This is a genomic window from Acinetobacter sp. Ac_5812 (assembly GCF_013072695.1).
GTDB lineage: Bacteria > Pseudomonadota > Gammaproteobacteria > Pseudomonadales > Moraxellaceae > Acinetobacter.
Window position 1 is genome coordinate 71,653 of record NZ_LXUK01000017.1, and the last position, 16,688, is coordinate 88,340.

Annotated in this window: 17 protein-coding genes; all 17 read left to right on the top strand. The window is 38.1% G+C overall.

Annotation, left to right across the window (positions count from 1 at the left end; all coding sequences use genetic code 11):
- Positions 1 to 111: 111 nt before the first annotated feature.
- The 17 genes from A7P55_RS12660 to pseI all read left to right on the top strand — a co-directional run bounded on the left by A7P55_RS12660 (position 112) and on the right by pseI (position 16,667).
- Positions 112 to 813, top strand: a complete 702-nt coding sequence (locus A7P55_RS12660) for a hypothetical protein (RefSeq protein WP_171552359.1) — start codon at positions 112 to 114, stop codon at positions 811 to 813.
- A gap of 72 nt (positions 814 to 885) precedes the next feature.
- Positions 886 to 1,773 carry an EamA family transporter gene (locus A7P55_RS12665; RefSeq protein WP_171552360.1) on the top strand — a complete coding sequence of 296 codons (888 nt, stop codon included), beginning with the start codon at positions 886 to 888 and terminating at the stop codon, positions 1,771 to 1,773.
- A gap of 570 nt (positions 1,774 to 2,343) precedes the next feature.
- Entirely contained in the window at positions 2,344 to 2,796 is a 453-nt protein-coding gene (locus A7P55_RS12670; protein WP_171548609.1) for a hypothetical protein, read from the top strand.
- Between the two features lie 96 nt (positions 2,797 to 2,892).
- Positions 2,893 to 3,558 (top strand): pseudouridine synthase, encoded by a 666-nt coding sequence (locus tag A7P55_RS12675; protein ID WP_171552361.1) that lies wholly within the window; start codon positions 2,893 to 2,895, stop codon positions 3,556 to 3,558.
- Positions 3,559 to 3,582: 24 nt separating this feature from the next.
- On the top strand, positions 3,583 to 4,056 hold the full coding sequence (locus A7P55_RS12680) for a GNAT family N-acetyltransferase (RefSeq protein WP_171552362.1): 474 nt from the start codon (positions 3,583 to 3,585) through the stop codon (positions 4,054 to 4,056).
- A gap of 136 nt (positions 4,057 to 4,192) precedes the next feature.
- Positions 4,193 to 4,558, top strand: a complete 366-nt coding sequence (locus A7P55_RS12685) for a ribonuclease E inhibitor RraB (protein ID WP_004801857.1) — start codon at positions 4,193 to 4,195, stop codon at positions 4,556 to 4,558.
- Positions 4,559 to 4,859: 301 nt separating this feature from the next.
- The gene (locus tag A7P55_RS12690; RefSeq protein WP_171552363.1) at positions 4,860 to 5,684 is read left to right on the top strand and encodes an ABC transporter permease; all 825 of its coding nucleotides are present in this window, start codon (positions 4,860 to 4,862) and stop codon (positions 5,682 to 5,684) included.
- Complete coding sequence (locus A7P55_RS12695; RefSeq protein ID WP_171552364.1) at positions 5,681 to 6,352, top strand: ABC transporter ATP-binding protein; 672 nt, start codon at positions 5,681 to 5,683, stop codon at positions 6,350 to 6,352. The genes A7P55_RS12690 and A7P55_RS12695 overlap by 4 nt, the downstream gene beginning before the upstream one ends.
- Positions 6,333 to 7,433: a capsule biosynthesis protein gene (locus A7P55_RS12700; protein WP_171552365.1), complete on the top strand. Its 1,101-nt coding sequence runs from the start codon at positions 6,333 to 6,335 to the stop codon at positions 7,431 to 7,433. The genes A7P55_RS12695 and A7P55_RS12700 overlap by 20 nt, the downstream gene beginning before the upstream one ends.
- A gap of 5 nt (positions 7,434 to 7,438) precedes the next feature.
- Positions 7,439 to 9,121, top strand: coding sequence for a polysaccharide biosynthesis/export family protein (locus tag A7P55_RS12705; RefSeq protein WP_171552366.1), 1,683 nt, complete (start codon positions 7,439 to 7,441; stop codon positions 9,119 to 9,121).
- Positions 9,122 to 9,350: 229 nt separating this feature from the next.
- Positions 9,351 to 10,349: a UDP-N-acetylglucosamine 4,6-dehydratase (inverting) gene (gene pseB / locus A7P55_RS12710; protein WP_004801866.1), complete on the top strand. Its 999-nt coding sequence runs from the start codon at positions 9,351 to 9,353 to the stop codon at positions 10,347 to 10,349.
- A complete protein-coding gene (gene pseC, locus A7P55_RS12715) occupies positions 10,349 to 11,509 on the top strand; it encodes a UDP-4-amino-4,6-dideoxy-N-acetyl-beta-L-altrosamine transaminase (protein WP_171552367.1) in 1,161 nt (386 codons plus the stop codon). The genes pseB and pseC overlap by 1 nt, the downstream gene beginning before the upstream one ends.
- Complete coding sequence (locus A7P55_RS12720; protein ID WP_171552368.1) at positions 11,506 to 13,128, top strand: aldo/keto reductase; 1,623 nt, start codon at positions 11,506 to 11,508, stop codon at positions 13,126 to 13,128. The genes pseC and A7P55_RS12720 overlap by 4 nt, the downstream gene beginning before the upstream one ends.
- A gap of 4 nt (positions 13,129 to 13,132) precedes the next feature.
- Positions 13,133 to 13,933 (top strand): SDR family oxidoreductase, encoded by an 801-nt coding sequence (locus tag A7P55_RS12725; protein WP_171552369.1) that lies wholly within the window; start codon positions 13,133 to 13,135, stop codon positions 13,931 to 13,933.
- A gap of 73 nt (positions 13,934 to 14,006) precedes the next feature.
- Complete coding sequence (gene pseG, locus A7P55_RS12730) at positions 14,007 to 15,104, top strand: UDP-2,4-diacetamido-2,4,6-trideoxy-beta-L-altropyranose hydrolase (RefSeq protein ID WP_171552370.1); 1,098 nt, start codon at positions 14,007 to 14,009, stop codon at positions 15,102 to 15,104.
- A complete protein-coding gene (gene pseH, locus A7P55_RS12735; protein WP_171552371.1) occupies positions 15,101 to 15,613 on the top strand; it encodes a UDP-4-amino-4,6-dideoxy-N-acetyl-beta-L-altrosamine N-acetyltransferase in 513 nt (170 codons plus the stop codon). The genes pseG and pseH overlap by 4 nt, the downstream gene beginning before the upstream one ends.
- 1 nt (position 15,614) lies before the next feature.
- Positions 15,615 to 16,667, top strand: coding sequence for a pseudaminic acid synthase (gene pseI, locus A7P55_RS12740; protein ID WP_171552372.1), 1,053 nt, complete (start codon positions 15,615 to 15,617; stop codon positions 16,665 to 16,667).
- The last annotated feature ends 21 nt before the right edge of the window (positions 16,668 to 16,688 follow it).

The window sequence follows — 16,688 nt, forward strand, 5'->3', positions numbered from 1 at the left end:
AGTTTGAAGATTGTTGCCGCAGGTTGAATTCGCGCAAAATGCCAAGAGAAATTCAGTCATTGTTTATAAAAGAAATAGCATCAATAACCACCTGAATGATGAGATAAAAAGATGATAAAGACTCAACTCATTGCCGCCTTATTCGGCTTTTTAAGCCTATCTGCATTGCCGCAAGTCAGCTTCGCCCAAGAACAACCGACAGAGGAAGCGCTTCAACTACGTAAAGATAAAGTCACCTATCAAGCCTATATCCCTGCAAAATACCAACTCTTTAAAGCCATTGAAGGCGATCTGAATAAAGATGGCTTGAAGGATGTGGTGTTAATGGTCAAAGCCACCGATCCCAAAGCCTTGGTTGAACATGAATATTATGGACATTTAGACCGCAACCGCCGTGGCGTGATTGTATTGCTGAATCAAAAAGGCAAATACAAAGCTATTGTCAGCAATCTCAATTGTTTTAGCTCTGAAAATGAAGATGGCGGTGTCTATTTCCCGCCTGAGCTATGGATGGAAATTAAAAACAATCTGCTGAGCGTTTATTATTCGCATGGACGTTATGGCTACTGGCGTTATCTATTTCGCCTGGAAGGCAATGATCTGCGCCTGATTGGATATGATAATTCAAGCAATCATGGCCCGCTCATTCAAAGTGAAACCAGTATTAATTTTTTAACAGGCAAAAAGGTTTTTCGTGACAATTTAAGCCAAGACCCAGAACAAGATCCAAAGTTTAAAGAAACATGGAGCAAAATCAATCAGGTGCCAATTTATCTATCCAAAATAAAGGACTTTGATGATTTAAGTTTTTAAGCACTGACGCCTATCGAAAAACCAGTCAGAACAGCGTAAATTAGCGGCACTGACAATATTGCGTTCAAGCTTATGATGCTTACTTGGATTCTGTTCACGCTCATGGCTGCATTTATGCAGGCTTGGCGCAATGCATTTCAAAAACAACTCAGTACGAGCGTGGATGTCTATGGCACCACACTGGCGAGATTTATCTTTTCACCGATCTTTGCATTTAGCTATTTGGCCTTTCTCTATTGGCATCAACCGGTTACAGCATCAGTGCATTTTTCCGATAAATTCTGGCTGTATATTGTGATTGCAGGCATTAGCCAAATCTATGCCACTGCTTTAATGGTGAAACTATTCCAGCAAAAAAACTATGCCATTGGGGTTGGACTGGCTAAAAGTGAAGCGATCTTGGCAGCTCTAGTTGGTGTTTTGTTTTTACAGGAACATCTCAGTACTTGGGGTTGGGTTGGGGTGGTGATTGGAGGGCTTGCGGTATTTTTACTCAGTAAAGGCAAGCAACAGTCCGATCTGTCCTTTAAAACCTTGATGATTGGACTCGGGAGTGGCCTGTGTTTTGCCATAACCTCTTTATTGGTGCGTGAAGCCAGTTTAGAACTGAGCATGTTGCCATTCTTACATCGTGCTGCTTGGGTACTGTGCAGTTTGATCAGTTTTCAATGCATCGTACTGTTGGTCTATCTCGGATTTTTCCGCCGCCCGACCTTGTATAAAATGTGGCAACGTGTTGGCTTAACCTTAAGAGTGAGTATCTGTAGCTTTTTGGCGTCCGTCGGCTGGTTTAGTGCCATGAGTATGCAGACTGTGGCGATTGTGAAAACGCTGGGTCAGGTCGAAATTCTATTTAGTCTATTAATCTCAGTCTTCTTTTTTAAGGAAAAACTCGCTAAAACTGATCATTTAGGCCTGTGGCTAGTGATTGTAGCAGCGATTATGGTGATTTGGGCTTAGATGAGAAGCTTTATTTGAAAAAATACACATGTAAATTTGATTTTATCGGAATATAAATTGTGGTTTTTTGTTAGATATGGGAAATATTTTAACTTTTAGAATGTAGTGTGCAAAATTATTTCATTGATTGCTAAAAATAGCAGTTTTTAGGAAAACAATCCCACCGTGATCTGCTTAAACTATGTCTCAAGGGTGTGAAAGGGATCGAAAAGAGTAGCATGCACCGACGCTTATAAAGCAAGTGTGTACGAACCCAAAAGGTCTCGATTCGGCTTAGGACGCTATAGATCAAAAGTTTATAGGCAAAGGTTATGGCTTACAAAGTCATAGGTGTTGAAGTAAACAACCTCTGTTTTCCCTTGATACCCTAAAAAATTTAATTGAAGAGAACATCAATAATTCGATCAAAATAATAAAAACTAGATCAATAAAACTAAAACTGAGTGTGAAACCAATCCTGTAATCTGAATATTGTGAATATAAGTCGATATTTTTATATTAAAAAACAAAGTGATATAATTGTTTTTATATTAATAAATCAAAAAATCACAGCTATAGGTCAGCACTATAATGAATGAGTTCGAGCTTAAAATCCGCTATCCACATCAAATGAATCACAATGACATCGATCATGTCGGTCGCTTTGATTTGGCAACGATTTTAACCAAGTTTGACGAAATGACTTGGCGTCAGCAGTTGGTTCGTCAATTACAACTCAATGGTGCCGATACCAGTTTTATGGTCACTGACCATCGTAGCGAGCATAGCATCGTGATTATTCTGGATGCCTATGCCAAGTCACAGCAGCTTGAATTCAAACTGGACAGTGATATTCCGGTCATCATTCCTAAAAAAGATTTATTTGGCTTAGTCACGCGTAAAAGCAAAGACAGTATTTCGTTTAAACAATTGAGCTTGGCGCGTGTCAAAGATTACCTGATTGCGTTTTTAAATCGGGACATTGCTACATTAGAAGAGATTTATAAACAAGGTTTGGGCAAGGGCTTAAAAACACCATCTTGATCGTAACAGCGATGAGGAAAATCAGCGGTTGCGAAAGCCGTTGGCGCAACTATAATCACTCCCCATCCTGTATCCGATTCAATTTGTTCTGCTGCCATGGCTCTAAACGACAATTTTATTTATACCCCGCCACAAGATCCTTTAGAGATTATCTATGAAGATGATGATTTACTGGTGATCAATAAGCCTGCTGGGCTATTGTCTGTGATGGGGCGTTTACCTGAACATCAGGACAGTGCCTATTTACGGGTTTTAGAAAAATATCCTACTGCCAAAGTCACGCATCGTCTGGATATGGCAACTTCAGGCTTACTCATGTTTGCCAAACACCGTGATGCAGAAGTAGCCATTAGTAAAATGTTTCAGGCACGTACCGTCAAAAAATATTATGTAGCCTTGGTACAGGGGCAGATTCAGCGCGAGGGCAGTGTGGAAGTCCCGCTGATTACCGATTGGGAAAACCGTCCGCGTCAGATGGTGCACTTTGAGTTGGGTAAGCCTGCCAAGACCTTATTTCAACTGATGCACTATGATGCAGTAACGCATCAAAGTCGTGTTCGCTTAGAACCAGTCACAGGCCGTTCCCATCAATTACGCGTGCATATGATGCACATCGGCCATCCGATTATGGGCGATAAACTCTATCATCCTGAACCTGCCAAATTTCATTTACAACGTATGGCGCTGCATGCGGCTTATTTGGCATTTCAACATCCTTTAAAAAAGCATGCAGTTGAACTCCATTCTGAGCTAAAGTTCTAAACACGACCAGAAATAGGCCAGCGCATGTATTCGATTCAACAGGCTGAATGGACAGCACTCTCAGAGATACAGCAACTGCAATTAAAGCCACTTTTATTAGAAGCTGATCCAAGTTGGCAGCAGGTCTTAACCTATTTATTGCAGTCAAACCTGTTTTTCATGTTGAATGATCAGGCACAGATCATTGCGCAACTTTGTTTATTTAGAACAGATGATCAAGCTGAAATTAAAAATCTAGCCGTAGATTCACGCTATCAAAAACAGGGGCTTGCCAAAGCTTTGATTCAATTTGCCATTGAAAATACCAGAGAACAAAATATCCAAACATTATGGGTCAAAACGGGCAACTCCAGTCTGGATCAACTGGCGCTTTATCAGAAATGTGGATTTCGTCTGTCGCATATTGAGCGAGATGTGTTTAGAGACTATGCAGAACCGATCTATGAAAATGGCATAGCTTGCCTTGATCAGATCGTACTGGGCATCGTATTACGTTGAGACACAGGAGTCTCAAGACGTTTACTTTGATCGTTTTTTGACTACAATATTGCTATTAATCCGTCTAAAAAATGACATAAAAATCGGTTAATCTATAGCCAAATATCAAGTCCAAAACACAACAAAGGATATGTATATGACTCGCGACTATGACCAATTCCCAGACAATGATAATGGCAACGTGCTATGGCAGATGGTTGAAGATGGTAATGAACTCAACGAGCCACATGAAGTCGAATTTTCAATTGTTTTTGAAAAACAAGAACAGGTTGAAAAATGTGCCTTGCATCTTTTACACCAAGAACAAAAAATTTCACTTTTTCAGGAAGAAGTCCATTCAGATGGTTCTGATCTTTGGGTACTCAATATCCATGTCAACATGATTTTGGAATATGAAGATATTGAAGACTTGGAAGAATGGATGACCAAGATCGCCAAAGAGTTCAATGGCGAGTATGATGGTTGGGGTTGTATGAGCTATATTTACGACGAAGACGAGTAACTTAATTATGTGAATTGTTATTGAAATAACAATTCACTACACTATTTTTCCCTACCTTGCACATTGGGGTGGTTGACTTTTGATTTATAACTTTTTGAAAGATATGTATTTTAGTTATCTGTGTGATCTACTGACCTCTTCTGCTTTAATCCGTGCCCTAATTTGACATTTTTTTAATAGAAGAACTTTCTCGTATTCATAAATTATGGAACATTTTGAAACTTTAACTTTTCGAAAAAATAATTTAAGCTTCGCTGGAAAATAAGGCTAGTGCAAAGATTAAGCACTCACAGGGGGTCGGATGGATGAGCAAACATCCAGGTTAAAAGGATTACCACGGTTAAAACCCCGTGGCGGACTGCGAGTCATGTATGCTTCAGTTCGTGCGCTTTTTTTACGAGAGTTGCAAACCCGTTTTGGTCAATTCCGCCTTGGCTATTTCTGGATTCTATTAGAGCCTGCACTACATATTGGTTTCATGTTGGTCTTATTCGGAACACTTCGCCAAAGGATGATTCCTGGTATGGACTTTGAGGTTTTTCTCATTAATGGGATTTTGCCTTTCTTTATGTTTAGGAAAATCGCAACCCAAGCTTTGGGTGCTATTCAGGCAAATAAAGGACTATTCAGTTATAGGCCAGTTAAGCCAATCGATACCCTAATCGCAAGAGGTTTTTTAGAACTTTTATTACATTTTGTTGTCTATGTCTTATTTAGTTTAGTTTTGGTGTGGTTTGGCTTTCATATTGGTGTTGATGGAATTCCTCAGTTATTAGGTTATTGGCTTGTACTATTCCTATTTACGTTCGGAATTGGCTTAATTTTATTGGTGATAGGGCATATCTCGCAAGAAATTAATAAATTTGTCTCAAGAATATTTTTTATACTCTATCTTTTATCTGGCGTGCTCTATTCAATTCATATCGTTCCAGTTGAATATCAGAAATATTTATTATGGAATCCATTAATACATATTTTAGAGTTGATGCGGCATAGTATCGCGCCAACTTATCCATTAGTTCAGGGCATATCCTTATCCTATGTTCTGTCATGGTGGATTGCGAGTTTGTTGTTAGGGTTATTGCTGTATAAGCGTTTTGAACAGCAAATGGTGAAGTCTAAATGATCGAACTCAAAAATTTGACAAAATCATATGTGACGCCAAAGGGACGGCATTATGTATTTAAAAATCTTAATGCTGTTTTGCCAGAAAATAAAAGTGTTGCGATTTTAGGTAAAAATGGTGCTGGGAAAAGTACCTTACTTCGAATTATTGGTGGAATAGACTTTCCTGATAGTGGAAAGGTGCTAACGAATAAGTCTATTTCATGGCCAGTAGCTTTGTCTGGTGGATTCCAGGGGAGTCTTACAGCTCGTCAAAATGTTCGTTTTGTGGCGCGTTTATATCTAAGCCATGAAGATGAAGTAGATCGTGTCATTGATTTTGTCGAATCTTTTGCTGATATTGGCAAATACTTTGATATGCCAATAAAAAGTTATTCCTCCGGAATGCGTTCAAGAATTGGTTTCGGTTTAAGTATGGCATTTAATTTTGATTATTATTTGCTTGATGAAGCTGGCGCGGTAGGTGATGCTAATTTTAGAAAGAAGAGTCAGGTCCTATTAGATGAGCTAAAGCAACAATCTAATATTATCATGGTGTCTCATGATTTAAATGATTTGACCCGTAATTGTGATGTGGCTTTTCTGATGCGTAATGGTCAAGCTGAATTTTTTGAAGATATTGCAGAGGCAATAGAGGTCTATAAAGCGTATGCGATCAATAACAAATAAAGGTTTAGTGATCAGCTACATCATGATTGTGATGTTGCCCTTATTCATCATCATTGCTTATCTGGTCTTTTTTGCACAACAGCGTTATGTATCGCAATCTACTTTACTGGTTAAACAAGTGGGTGAAGTTTCGAATGTTGAGGCATCAAGTGGACTAAGTACTTTATTAGGTGTTAGTAATACCAATAGCGAAGATGCGCATATTTTAACTGCATATATTACTTCTCGAAATATGGTGGAAAGTTTAGATAAAAAATTGAACTTACGAAAAGCTTTTATTGTACAAAATGATCCTGTATTTGGTCTCAGTTCAGATGCTTCTATCGAAGAGTTGGTTAAATATTTTAACCAACGAATTCAAGTGAATTTAGATGAAAAGACCATGATGATGACGATTTCTTCTCAGGGTTTTAGTTCAGGCTTTGCGTTACGTTTGAATCAGGAAATTTTAAAAAATAGTGAAGTATTTATTAATGATCTCTCTCAACAGATTGCAGAAGAACAGCTTAAGTTTGCGGAAAAGCAGCTTAATGATGCTAAACAGCAATTAGAGACTTCTCGTGATGCTTTACTGGAATATCAAAATCAGAATCAAATGTATGACCCGCAAGCACAAGCACAAGCGATTGCCACAATTGTAGCGAGTCTAGAATCTAACTTGGCGCAGTTGCGTACTGAAGAAAGAACTTCGTTAAGCTACTTAAATGAAACAACACCACAAATTGTCGCTATTCGTAGTCAGATTGAATCGGTACAGAAACAGATTGCCGAGGAAAAAGCTAAACTTACCTCACCCAATACCAGTAAGTTGAATAAGAGTGTCGCTGATTTTGAGGCATTAAAAGCCAATGTCAACTTTGCAACGGATCTGTATAAGCTTTCGCTTGCGTCACTTGAAAAGGCGCGTTTAGAAGCATCACGGAAACTAAAAAAATTAGTGGTAGTCTCTACACCTGAGCGTGCACAGGATGCAATTTATCCACGTACGCTTTATTTGATTGCAACCTATTTTCTAATTTTAAATATTTTATTTGGTATCACGATGTTGATTTACTCGATTATCCGTGAGCATAAGGAGTAAGTGCGATGAAAAAAATACTATTTACCAGTATGCTTGCGATGTCGTCATTTCATAGTTTTGCTGCAGATACCCAAACACTGTTACCACAAGAGTTAGCAGATAATGTTTTGCAAATGAATGCAAAGAATAGCATTCCAGATAATACCATTTTACCGAGCCAATCAGTGGTGGGGCTTTCTCCAAGTAGTGCACAAAAATATTCTGCACCTACCAAAATGTTTGGTGAGCAATTATTTAAAGGGGCTTTTGCCAGTACCGCAGGCTCAACTTTTAATGATAGTTATGTACTTAATCCAGGTGATAATATTAATTTACGTCTCTGGGGGGCTTATCAGTTTGCAGGAACTTTAACGGTTGACCCACAAGGTAATATTTTTATTCCGAATGTTGGACCAGTCAAAGTTGTTGGTACGACCAATGGTCGATTACAGTTATTGATTGAAAGCTATGTGCGTAAAACCTATGTGGCCAATGTTGGAGTATATGCGGCATTGGTACAAGCACAACCTGTAAAAGTTATGGTCACAGGTTTCGTCAATCAGCCAGGTGCTTATGGTGGTGTCGCGAATGACAGCGTCTTGGCTTATTTAGATCGCGCCGGTGGGGTTGATGCACAACGAGGTAGTTATGTTGATATTCGGATTATGCGTAATGGTCAATTAAAACAATATGTTAACCTTTATGATTTTCTAATTGCGGGTAAATTGCAACCATTTAGTTTTCGTGATGGTGATGTCGTTGTTGTTGCACCCCGTAGTCATACCTTCTCTGTTGCTGGCGAAGTTTTTAATGCTTATGACTTTGAGTTTAATGTCCCAGAGGTAACCGTTGCACAAGCCCTATCAGTTGCCAAGTTAAAGCCAGGTGCTACTAATGTCAGTATTATGCGTCGTCAGGGCAGCGAATACCGCAGTGAATATTATCCGCTATCTGCCGCAAATAATGTGGTAATTGAAGATGGTGATATCTTAACAGTGACTGCAGATCGTTATGCAGGGACTATTCAGGTGCGGATTGAAGGTGCACATAATGGCGCACATGCCGTAGTATTACCTTATGGCTCTAAACTTTCAGAAGTCCTTAAGCAAATTCAACCAAATAAGCTTTCTGAGGTTGAAGCGTTGCAGCTCTATCGGTTATCGGTTGCAAAACGACAAAAGGAAATGTTAAACGTTTCTTTAGATAAACTTGAAGAAGCAACATTTTCTGTACGTTCAACGACCCAAGAAGAAGCTAATCTACGCGTCAAAGATGCAGAGCTGGTAAAGCAGTTTATTGCCAAAGCACGTACTATAGAGCCTAAAGGGCAAGTGGTACTAAATGCCAAAGATTTTGATGATGTAATCTTAGAAAATGGCGATATTTTAAATGTCCCTGAGAAGACTTCGGTGATTATGGTACATGGAGAGGTTACTTTTCCAAATGGTGTGGTGTGGCAACCTAACATGTCTGCAGGGTCTTATATTGATCAGGTCGGTGGTTTTACTCAGAAATCGAATAAATCGAAATTGGTGGTGATCCACCAAAATGGCGAATCAGAATTAGTCAGTAAGCGCTATAAAATTAGACAGGGTGATGAAATCCTGGTGTTACCAAAGGCTCAAACAAAAGTCGTAGAATTAACACGAGGAATAACACAGGTACTTTATCAAATTGCGATCGCTGCAAAAGTCGCATTGGATTTATAACGACAGTTATGCTGTTAAGAGGGTATTAGTTCGAGAAAAAATTGGTTTAGTTTAAGGTGTAAATAGATATCAAGGTGTTTTTAGAATGCAACTTAGTATCTATTTTTTGAATTTACTTTTTTATTTTGCAATAGATTAGAAAATTCTGATTCATTTGTCTTGAAAGACTTTTTTATAGCGTCTTGGGGTGGCTTGAGGGTGATCCCAAATGTAAAATTTAGAGGAAATAATGTTAAAAGGCTCAACAATATTAATCACTGGTGGTACAGGATCGTTTGGTAATACTTTTATTCCAATGACCTTGGAAAAATATAATCCGAAGAAAATTATTATTTTTTCTCGTGATGAAATGAAACAATGGGAAATGGCGAAAAAATTCAAAGATGATAAGCGTGTCCGTTTCTTCATTGGTGATGTAAGAGATAAAGAACGTTTATACCGAGCATTGGATGGCGTTGATTATGTTGTACATGCTGCGGCAACTAAAATTGTACCGACTGCTGAATACAATCCTTTTGAGTGCATTAAAACCAATATCAATGGTGCGATGAACTTAATTGATGCTTGTATTGATAAAGGTGTAAAAGGTGTTGTTGCACTTTCAACAGATAAGGCAAGTAGCCCAATTAATTTATATGGTGCAACAAAACTAGCATCAGATAAATTATTCGTTGCGGGAAATGCCTATGCGGGTGAACATGGTACTAAATTCTCCGTTGTTCGTTATGGAAATGTAATGGGTTCACGTGGTTCAGTGATTCCTTTCTTCATGTCAATTAAAGATCAGGGCGTATTGCCGATTACAGATAGCCGTATGACTCGCTTTATGATTTCTTTAGAGCAAGGCGTTGAATTGGTTTGGCATGCATTTGATGACATGGTCGGTGGGGAAATTTATGTGAAAAAAATTCCTTCGATGAATGTTACTGATTTAGCAACTGTGGTTGCGCCAGAAGCGAAGCAAGAAATTGTTGGAATTCGTCCAGGTGAAAAGCTACATGAGCAAATGATTGGTGTAGAAGATTCTTTCTATACTTACGAATATCCAGAGCACTATAAAATCTTACCTGTAATTAATGATTGGGCTGAGACTCAAGAACGTATCAAAGACGGTAAGAAAGTGCCAGAAGGTTTCCATTATGCAAGTGATAATAATAGTGAGTGGATGAGTCCCGCAGACCTTCAAAAATGGATTGATGCTAACGCTGAGAAAATAGGAAAAATCTAATGTTTATCCCATATGGCAAACAAAATATAAATCAGGCTGATATTGATGCGGTTGTTCAGGTTTTACAATCAGATTTCTTAACCCAAGGGCCGCAAGTCCCTTTATTTGAAAAATTGGTTGCTGAGCATGTAGGAGCAAAATATGCTTTTGCAATGAATAGTGCCACATCTGCTTTACATGTTGCTTGTTTGGCATTGGGACTAAAACAAGGAGACGTCCTTTGGACATCTCCTATCACCTTTGTTGCATCGGCAAACTGTGCGTTATATTGTGGTGCTGATGTCGATTTTGTTGATATTGATCCACAGACGTATAACATGTCTGTTGATGCACTTCAGGTGAAATTAGAAGCTGCAAAACAGCAAAATAAATTACCTAAAATTGTTGTGCCTGTGCATTTATGCGGACAATCTTGTGATATGGAGAGAATCCATGCGTTATCACAAGAATATGGTTTCAGTATTATTGAAGATGCTTCTCATGCAATTGGTGGAAAATATCAAGGAAATTATATTGGTGGTAACCAATATGCAGATATTACGATTTTTAGTTTCCATCCTGTAAAAATTATTACTACAGCTGAAGGTGGAATGGCACTTACTAATAATCAAGAACTTGCTAAGCAGATTGATTTATTACGTAGTCATGGGGTAACCAGAAATCCAGACTTTATGACCAAGCCTTCTGAAGGTCCTTGGTATTATCAGCAGGTTGAGTTAGGTTATAACTATCGTATGACCGAATTACAGGCGGCTTTAGGGGTTACACAGTTAACACGCTTAGATAGTTTTGTAGCTCAACGACATGAAATTGCGAAAAAATATAACGAGATACTAAAAGATTTACCAATTATTCTCCCTTATCAATTACCAGAAACCTATTCGGGACTGCATTTATACGTCATTCGTTTAGAGTTAGATAAATTGACTAAGGGGCGTAAACAGGTTTTTGAAGCGCTACGTGAAAAAGGAATTGGGGTGAATGTGCATTATATTCCTGTACATAGCCAACCGTATTACCAACAATTAGGCTTTAAACAGGGGGATTTCCCTCAAGCTGAAGCCTATTACGATGCTGCAATTAGCCTACCAATGTTCCCAGATTTAACACAAGAGCAGATAGGCTTCATACAGTCTGTATTAAAAGAGGTACTGCTTTGAAAAGCGTTGTAATTTTACAGGCAAGAACAAATTCTTCGCGCTTACCAGGGAAAGTATTATTACATTTGAGAGGTTTTCCATTAGTTGTATTGGCAGCAAAAAGAGCTGGAAATACTGGACGTAATGTTATCGTCACGACTTCTGATGAAAAAACTGATGATATGCTTTATTCAGTTGTTCACGAGTATGGTATTCAATGTTATAGAGGAAGTTTAAATAACACCCTAAATAGAATCGTTTCTGCGCTTGAAGATTATGATGACCAGACTTTGGTTTTTAGATTAACGGCAGATAATGTTGTTCCTGATGGACGGCTGTTGGATGAATTGGAGCAGAGCTTCCATGACAGTGGTGTGGAATATTTATGCTGTAATGGTGAACAATCTGGCTTGCCTTATGGAATGAGTGTTGAGTTAACTCGTTTAAGCCATTTAAGAGAGGCCGATAGGTCTACAAGTGATAAATTTGATTTAGAACATGTAACACCATTTATAAGACGTAAATTTGGTGAAACGTATTTTAGAAAGTATGAATCTTTAAATCTCGGGAATTATCGTTGTACAGTAGATTGCTTAGATGACTATTTAATGATACAGCAGCTTTTTAAAGAAGCCGAGTGTCCAATTAGTGTAGTTTCATTTGATTTAGCTCAGCAACTGAAGAATTTAGGTTCTTATCAACCTATAGATTCAAATCTTGCAAAAAAATTGGTCTTAGGAACAGCACAACTAGGTTTGAGCTATGGTATTACCAATAAAGTGGGTAAGGTCAAAGTAAAGTGTGCAGAAGAAATTATAAAAATGGCTATTTCTAATGGTGCTGCTTCCATTGATACAGCTCGTGCTTATGGTAGTAGTGAAGAGGTTTTAGGAAATGTTCTTAAAACTGGCTGGGAAGGGCGAGCTAGAACTATTACTAAATTGTCTCCACTTAATGATATACCTTTGAACGCTACAACTTATTTAATTAATGCATTGGTAGATGAAAGTATATATCAATCCTGCACTAAACTAAGGGTACCTAAACTGGATATCTTTATGTTACATCGAGCTGAACATTTAGACTGTTTGAATGGTGGTATTTGGGCTAGATTGTTGACACATAAAGAGAGTGGGCTATTGAATACATTAGGTGTCTCAGTGCAGACACCGGCAGAATTGAAGAGGGCTTTAAATAACCCTGCCGTGGAAATCATCCAAATGCCATATAATGTTTTAGATTGGCGTTGGGACCAACTTATTCCAGAAATAATTACAAAAAAAAGGGAAAGAGATTTAAAAATTCATGTTCGGAGTAGCCTACTACAAGGATTACTCACCAGTAAGGATATAAAACATTGGCACAAAGCGAATGTTTCTGAAGCAGAGTCTATTTTACGTTGGTTTGATCAACAACAATGTATTATGAAAACCCAGTCGAATATGGAGTTCTGTCTGAAATTCGTTAATTCACTTGAGTGGGTTGATGGCATTGTTATAGGTGTTGAATCACTTGAACAACTTCAAGAAAATATAAAAATTTTGTGTTTACCTCATTTTTCGGCTCAGGAACTTGAATTAATACTAAGTTCAAGACCTAAAGTTGAAGAAATAACGTTAAATCCTGCACTTTGGAGTTGAGTGGATGCAAAAAGGAACAGAAATTTTTTCATTAAAGGGAAAAACTGCATTAATCACTGGAGCAACAGGTTATTTAGGTACTTCAATGGCCTTAATTCTAGCAGAAGCAGGAGCAAAGGTATTGGTCAATTCTAGATCAGTAGAACGTTGTAATGTATTAGTGCAGAAAATTCTTGATGCTGGTTTTATAGCAGAAAGTGCAGCCTTTGATGTCTCTTCATTGAATGAAATTCAATCTTTTGCTTTAAAGCAACAAGGGAATCCAATCCACATTATTATAAACAATGCTTATGTTGGTGGTGCTGGTAACATCGAAGTGAGTGGCGGGGATTCATATCTTACAAGCTATGATATTACTCTTGTTGCAGCTCATAATTTAATTCAGACATTATTACCTAATTTAAGATTAGCTGTTGAGGAAAAGCAGGATGCTTCAATCATCAATATTGCTTCAATGTACGCAATGGTTAGCCCTGATCAAAGTATATATGTATCTTCTAAAGATACGAACCCTCCATTTTATGGTGCTGCAAAAGCAGCACTATTACAATGGACCAAATATGCTGCTTGTGAGTTTGGCGCGGAAAAAATTCGGGTAAATGCTATTTCTCCAGGTCCTTTTCCATCAGAGCAAGTGCAAATTACAGCACCCTCTTTTATTAAAACGCTAAGTAAAAAAGTACCAATGGAGCGTATCGGTCAAACTGAAGAAATCAAAGGCCCAACATTATTTTTAGCATCTTCTGCTTCATCTTATGTCAATGGTACTAATATTGTTGTAGATGGAGGATGGACCTGTTGGTAATCCATAATTGTGGCTATTTAAATAAATGTTATACAAATGACTTTCTCTTTATATCGAGTTTTTATAAATTAAGATGAAATTTTGTTTTAGAGCTGATGCGTCTCTGCAAATAGGTTCAGGGCATGTGATTCGTTGTTTAACAATTGCTGATGCTTTGGTACAGCAAGGACATGAAAGCTTTTTTGTATGCAGACAGCATCCAGGACATTTAATTGAGTTTGTCAGACAGCGTGGTTATAAGGTATATGCCTTAACTGAAGCTGAAAATAATATTTCTGAGTCTGGTTCAGAATATCAGAGATGGCTGGGGGTAACTGAACAGCAGGATGCTGACGAAACAGTGGCAATCCTAAAAAAAGAAAATGCTGATTGGGTTGTGGTCGATCATTATGCTTTGTCTGTGAATTGGCAAAAGGTAGTTCGACAATCATTTAAGCTAATCCGTGTAGCTGTAATTGATGATTTAGCAAACAGATTGCATGATGCAGATATCATTTTAGATTGCGGTTTAGCGAATACGGTGCTTGATTACGAACAGATCAATCAGCGTGCTGCTCAGTATTTAATAGGAGCGAAATATGCATTATTGCGGCCAGAATTTCATGAAAAACGTTTATGGTTAGAACAAAATCCTAGGGTCTATGATTCAGAATATGTCCGCGTTTTAATCAATTTAGGTGGTGTAGATAAAGATAATTTAACTGGTGCTGTCTTAGATATATTATCGCAAAGCAATAATCTAAAAGCTTTGAATGTTACTGTTGTGATGGGTTTAAATGCTCCATATAGAGATTCAGTTATTAAACAGGCCGAAAATTTACCTTTTCGAAATAAGGTTTTAATCAATGCCAATAATATGGCTGACTTAATGGCGGAGCATGATCTGGCTATTGGAGCTGCTGGGAGCACAGCCTGGGAAAGATGCTGTCTGGGATTGCCTACCGTTATGATTTGTATGGCAGACAATCAGAAAATGATTGCTCAACATTTAGATCGTTTAGGCGCAGCAATTTCTTTAGATCAAACAGAAATAGAAGAAAAGCTATTAGCTGCTTTGGAATTGGCTCAGGTGCAAACTGAACAAATGCAGCAAAACGCTTATGAAATTACAGATGGCTTGGGAGTTGATTACTTATTAAAAGTAATTCTTTCTAGGGAGTTTCCAGCATGATAAAGACCGATGCAAAGCTTAGAGTATTAGCGCCTGAAGATTTAGAGGTCGTTTTACTTTGGCGAAACCATGATGATATTCGTAAGTGGATGGTCAATTCGGATATTATTGCTTTAAATGACCATTTAAATTGGTTTGAGCGTAATAAGACAAAAACAGATCGTTTATTTTTTATTTTTGAATATCAGCAGCAGCCGCAAGGTTATGTTTCTTTTATTGCCATACCAAATAGTACAGCATATGAGTGGGGCTTCTACATTAAACCAGATGCTGAAAAGGGAATGGGTAAATTATTAGGTCTTACAGCATTAAATTATGCTTTTGAACAACTGAATTTTAAAAAGATTTTTGGACAGGTTTTAGACTTCAATGAAAAGTCATTAAGTTTTCATAAGAAAATGGGCTTTGTCCAAGAAGGTGTATTACGAAAACATTTCAAAGACCACCGTGGTGAATTTGATATTTATCAATTTGGTTTATTGCAAACAGAATGGCTAGAGAGTAAATGAAATGAGCAAAAAAATTACAATCAACAATCGAAATATTGGCGCTGAATTCCCGCCTTATGTAATTGCAGAGCTATCAGCAAATCACAATGGCCGTTTGGAAACAGCCTTAAAGATTATTGAGGAAGCAAAACGTTGTGGTGCAGATGCGATTAAATTGCAAACCTATAGTGCCGATACGATCACACTCAATAGCCAAAATGAAGAGTTTATGATTCGTGGTGGTTTATGGGATGGACAGTCTTTATATGAGCTTTACCAAAAAGCACAGATGCCTTGGGAATGGCATAAACCTCTGTTTGAGCATGCCCGTGCATTAGATATTACAATTTTTAGTTCTCCATTTGATCGCACAGCAGTTGACCTCTTGGAAGATTTAAATGCACCTGCTTATAAAATCGCTTCATTTGAAGCTGTTGATCTACCATTGATTAAATATGTAGCATCAACTGGAAAGCCGATGATCATTTCTACAGGAATGGCAGACAAGCAAGAAATTGCTGAGGCGATTCAGGCTGCTTATGATGGTGGTTGTAAAGAGCTCGTGGTTTTACATTGTGTGAGTGGCTATCCTGCACCTGCAGAGGACTATAATCTGCTGACACTGGCTGATATGGCCGCTTCTTTTGATGTACCTGTTGGTTTATCTGATCATACTTTAGATAATACGACTGCAATTGCAGCAGTTGCCCTAGGAGCGTGTTTGATTGAGAAACACTTTACTTTAGATCGTAATGGTGGTGGGCCAGATGATAGTTTCTCATTAGAGCCAAAAGAGCTACAGCATTTATGTGAATCTGCTAAAACTGCATGGCAGGCTATGGGGCAAGTGAATTATGGCCGAAAATCAAGTGAGCAAGGAAATGCACAATTTAGACGTTCACTTTATTTTGTAAAAGATCTAAAAGCAGGAGATGTTATTGATGAGCATTGCATTCGTAGCGTACGTCCTGGTTTTGGCTTAGCACCTAAATATTATGACGAACTTTTAGGGAAAAAGGTCGAGCATGACGTATTGGCAAATATGCCAGTGAAATGGGATTTGATTAGTAAGTAAATTCATTTGACTAGAACCACC

What these genes read in the sequence shown, in the direction of transcription:
- A7P55_RS12660 (WP_171552359.1), top strand. Translation starts at nt 112, where the DNA reads ATGATAAAGACTCAACTCATTGCCGCCTTATTCGGCTTTTTAAGCCTA.
- A7P55_RS12665 (WP_171552360.1), top strand. Translation starts at nt 886, where the DNA reads ATGATGCTTACTTGGATTCTGTTCACGCTCATGGCTGCATTTATGCAG.
- A7P55_RS12670 (WP_171548609.1), top strand. Translation starts at nt 2,344, where the DNA reads ATGAATGAGTTCGAGCTTAAAATCCGCTATCCACATCAAATGAATCAC.
- A7P55_RS12675 (WP_171552361.1), top strand. Translation starts at nt 2,893, where the DNA reads ATGGCTCTAAACGACAATTTTATTTATACCCCGCCACAAGATCCTTTA.
- A7P55_RS12680 (WP_171552362.1), top strand. Translation starts at nt 3,583, where the DNA reads ATGTATTCGATTCAACAGGCTGAATGGACAGCACTCTCAGAGATACAG.
- A7P55_RS12685 (WP_004801857.1), top strand. Translation starts at nt 4,193, where the DNA reads ATGACTCGCGACTATGACCAATTCCCAGACAATGATAATGGCAACGTG.
- A7P55_RS12690 (WP_171552363.1), top strand. Translation starts at nt 4,860, where the DNA reads ATGGATGAGCAAACATCCAGGTTAAAAGGATTACCACGGTTAAAACCC.
- A7P55_RS12695 (WP_171552364.1), top strand. Translation starts at nt 5,681, where the DNA reads ATGATCGAACTCAAAAATTTGACAAAATCATATGTGACGCCAAAGGGA.
- A7P55_RS12700 (WP_171552365.1), top strand. Translation starts at nt 6,333, where the DNA reads ATGCGATCAATAACAAATAAAGGTTTAGTGATCAGCTACATCATGATT.
- A7P55_RS12705 (WP_171552366.1), top strand. Translation starts at nt 7,439, where the DNA reads ATGAAAAAAATACTATTTACCAGTATGCTTGCGATGTCGTCATTTCAT.
- pseB (WP_004801866.1), top strand. Translation starts at nt 9,351, where the DNA reads ATGTTAAAAGGCTCAACAATATTAATCACTGGTGGTACAGGATCGTTT.
- pseC (WP_171552367.1), top strand. Translation starts at nt 10,349, where the DNA reads ATGTTTATCCCATATGGCAAACAAAATATAAATCAGGCTGATATTGAT.
- A7P55_RS12725 (WP_171552369.1), top strand. Translation starts at nt 13,133, where the DNA reads ATGCAAAAAGGAACAGAAATTTTTTCATTAAAGGGAAAAACTGCATTA.
- pseG (WP_171552370.1), top strand. Translation starts at nt 14,007, where the DNA reads ATGAAATTTTGTTTTAGAGCTGATGCGTCTCTGCAAATAGGTTCAGGG.
- pseH (WP_171552371.1), top strand. Translation starts at nt 15,101, where the DNA reads ATGATAAAGACCGATGCAAAGCTTAGAGTATTAGCGCCTGAAGATTTA.
- pseI (WP_171552372.1), top strand. Translation starts at nt 15,615, where the DNA reads ATGAGCAAAAAAATTACAATCAACAATCGAAATATTGGCGCTGAATTC.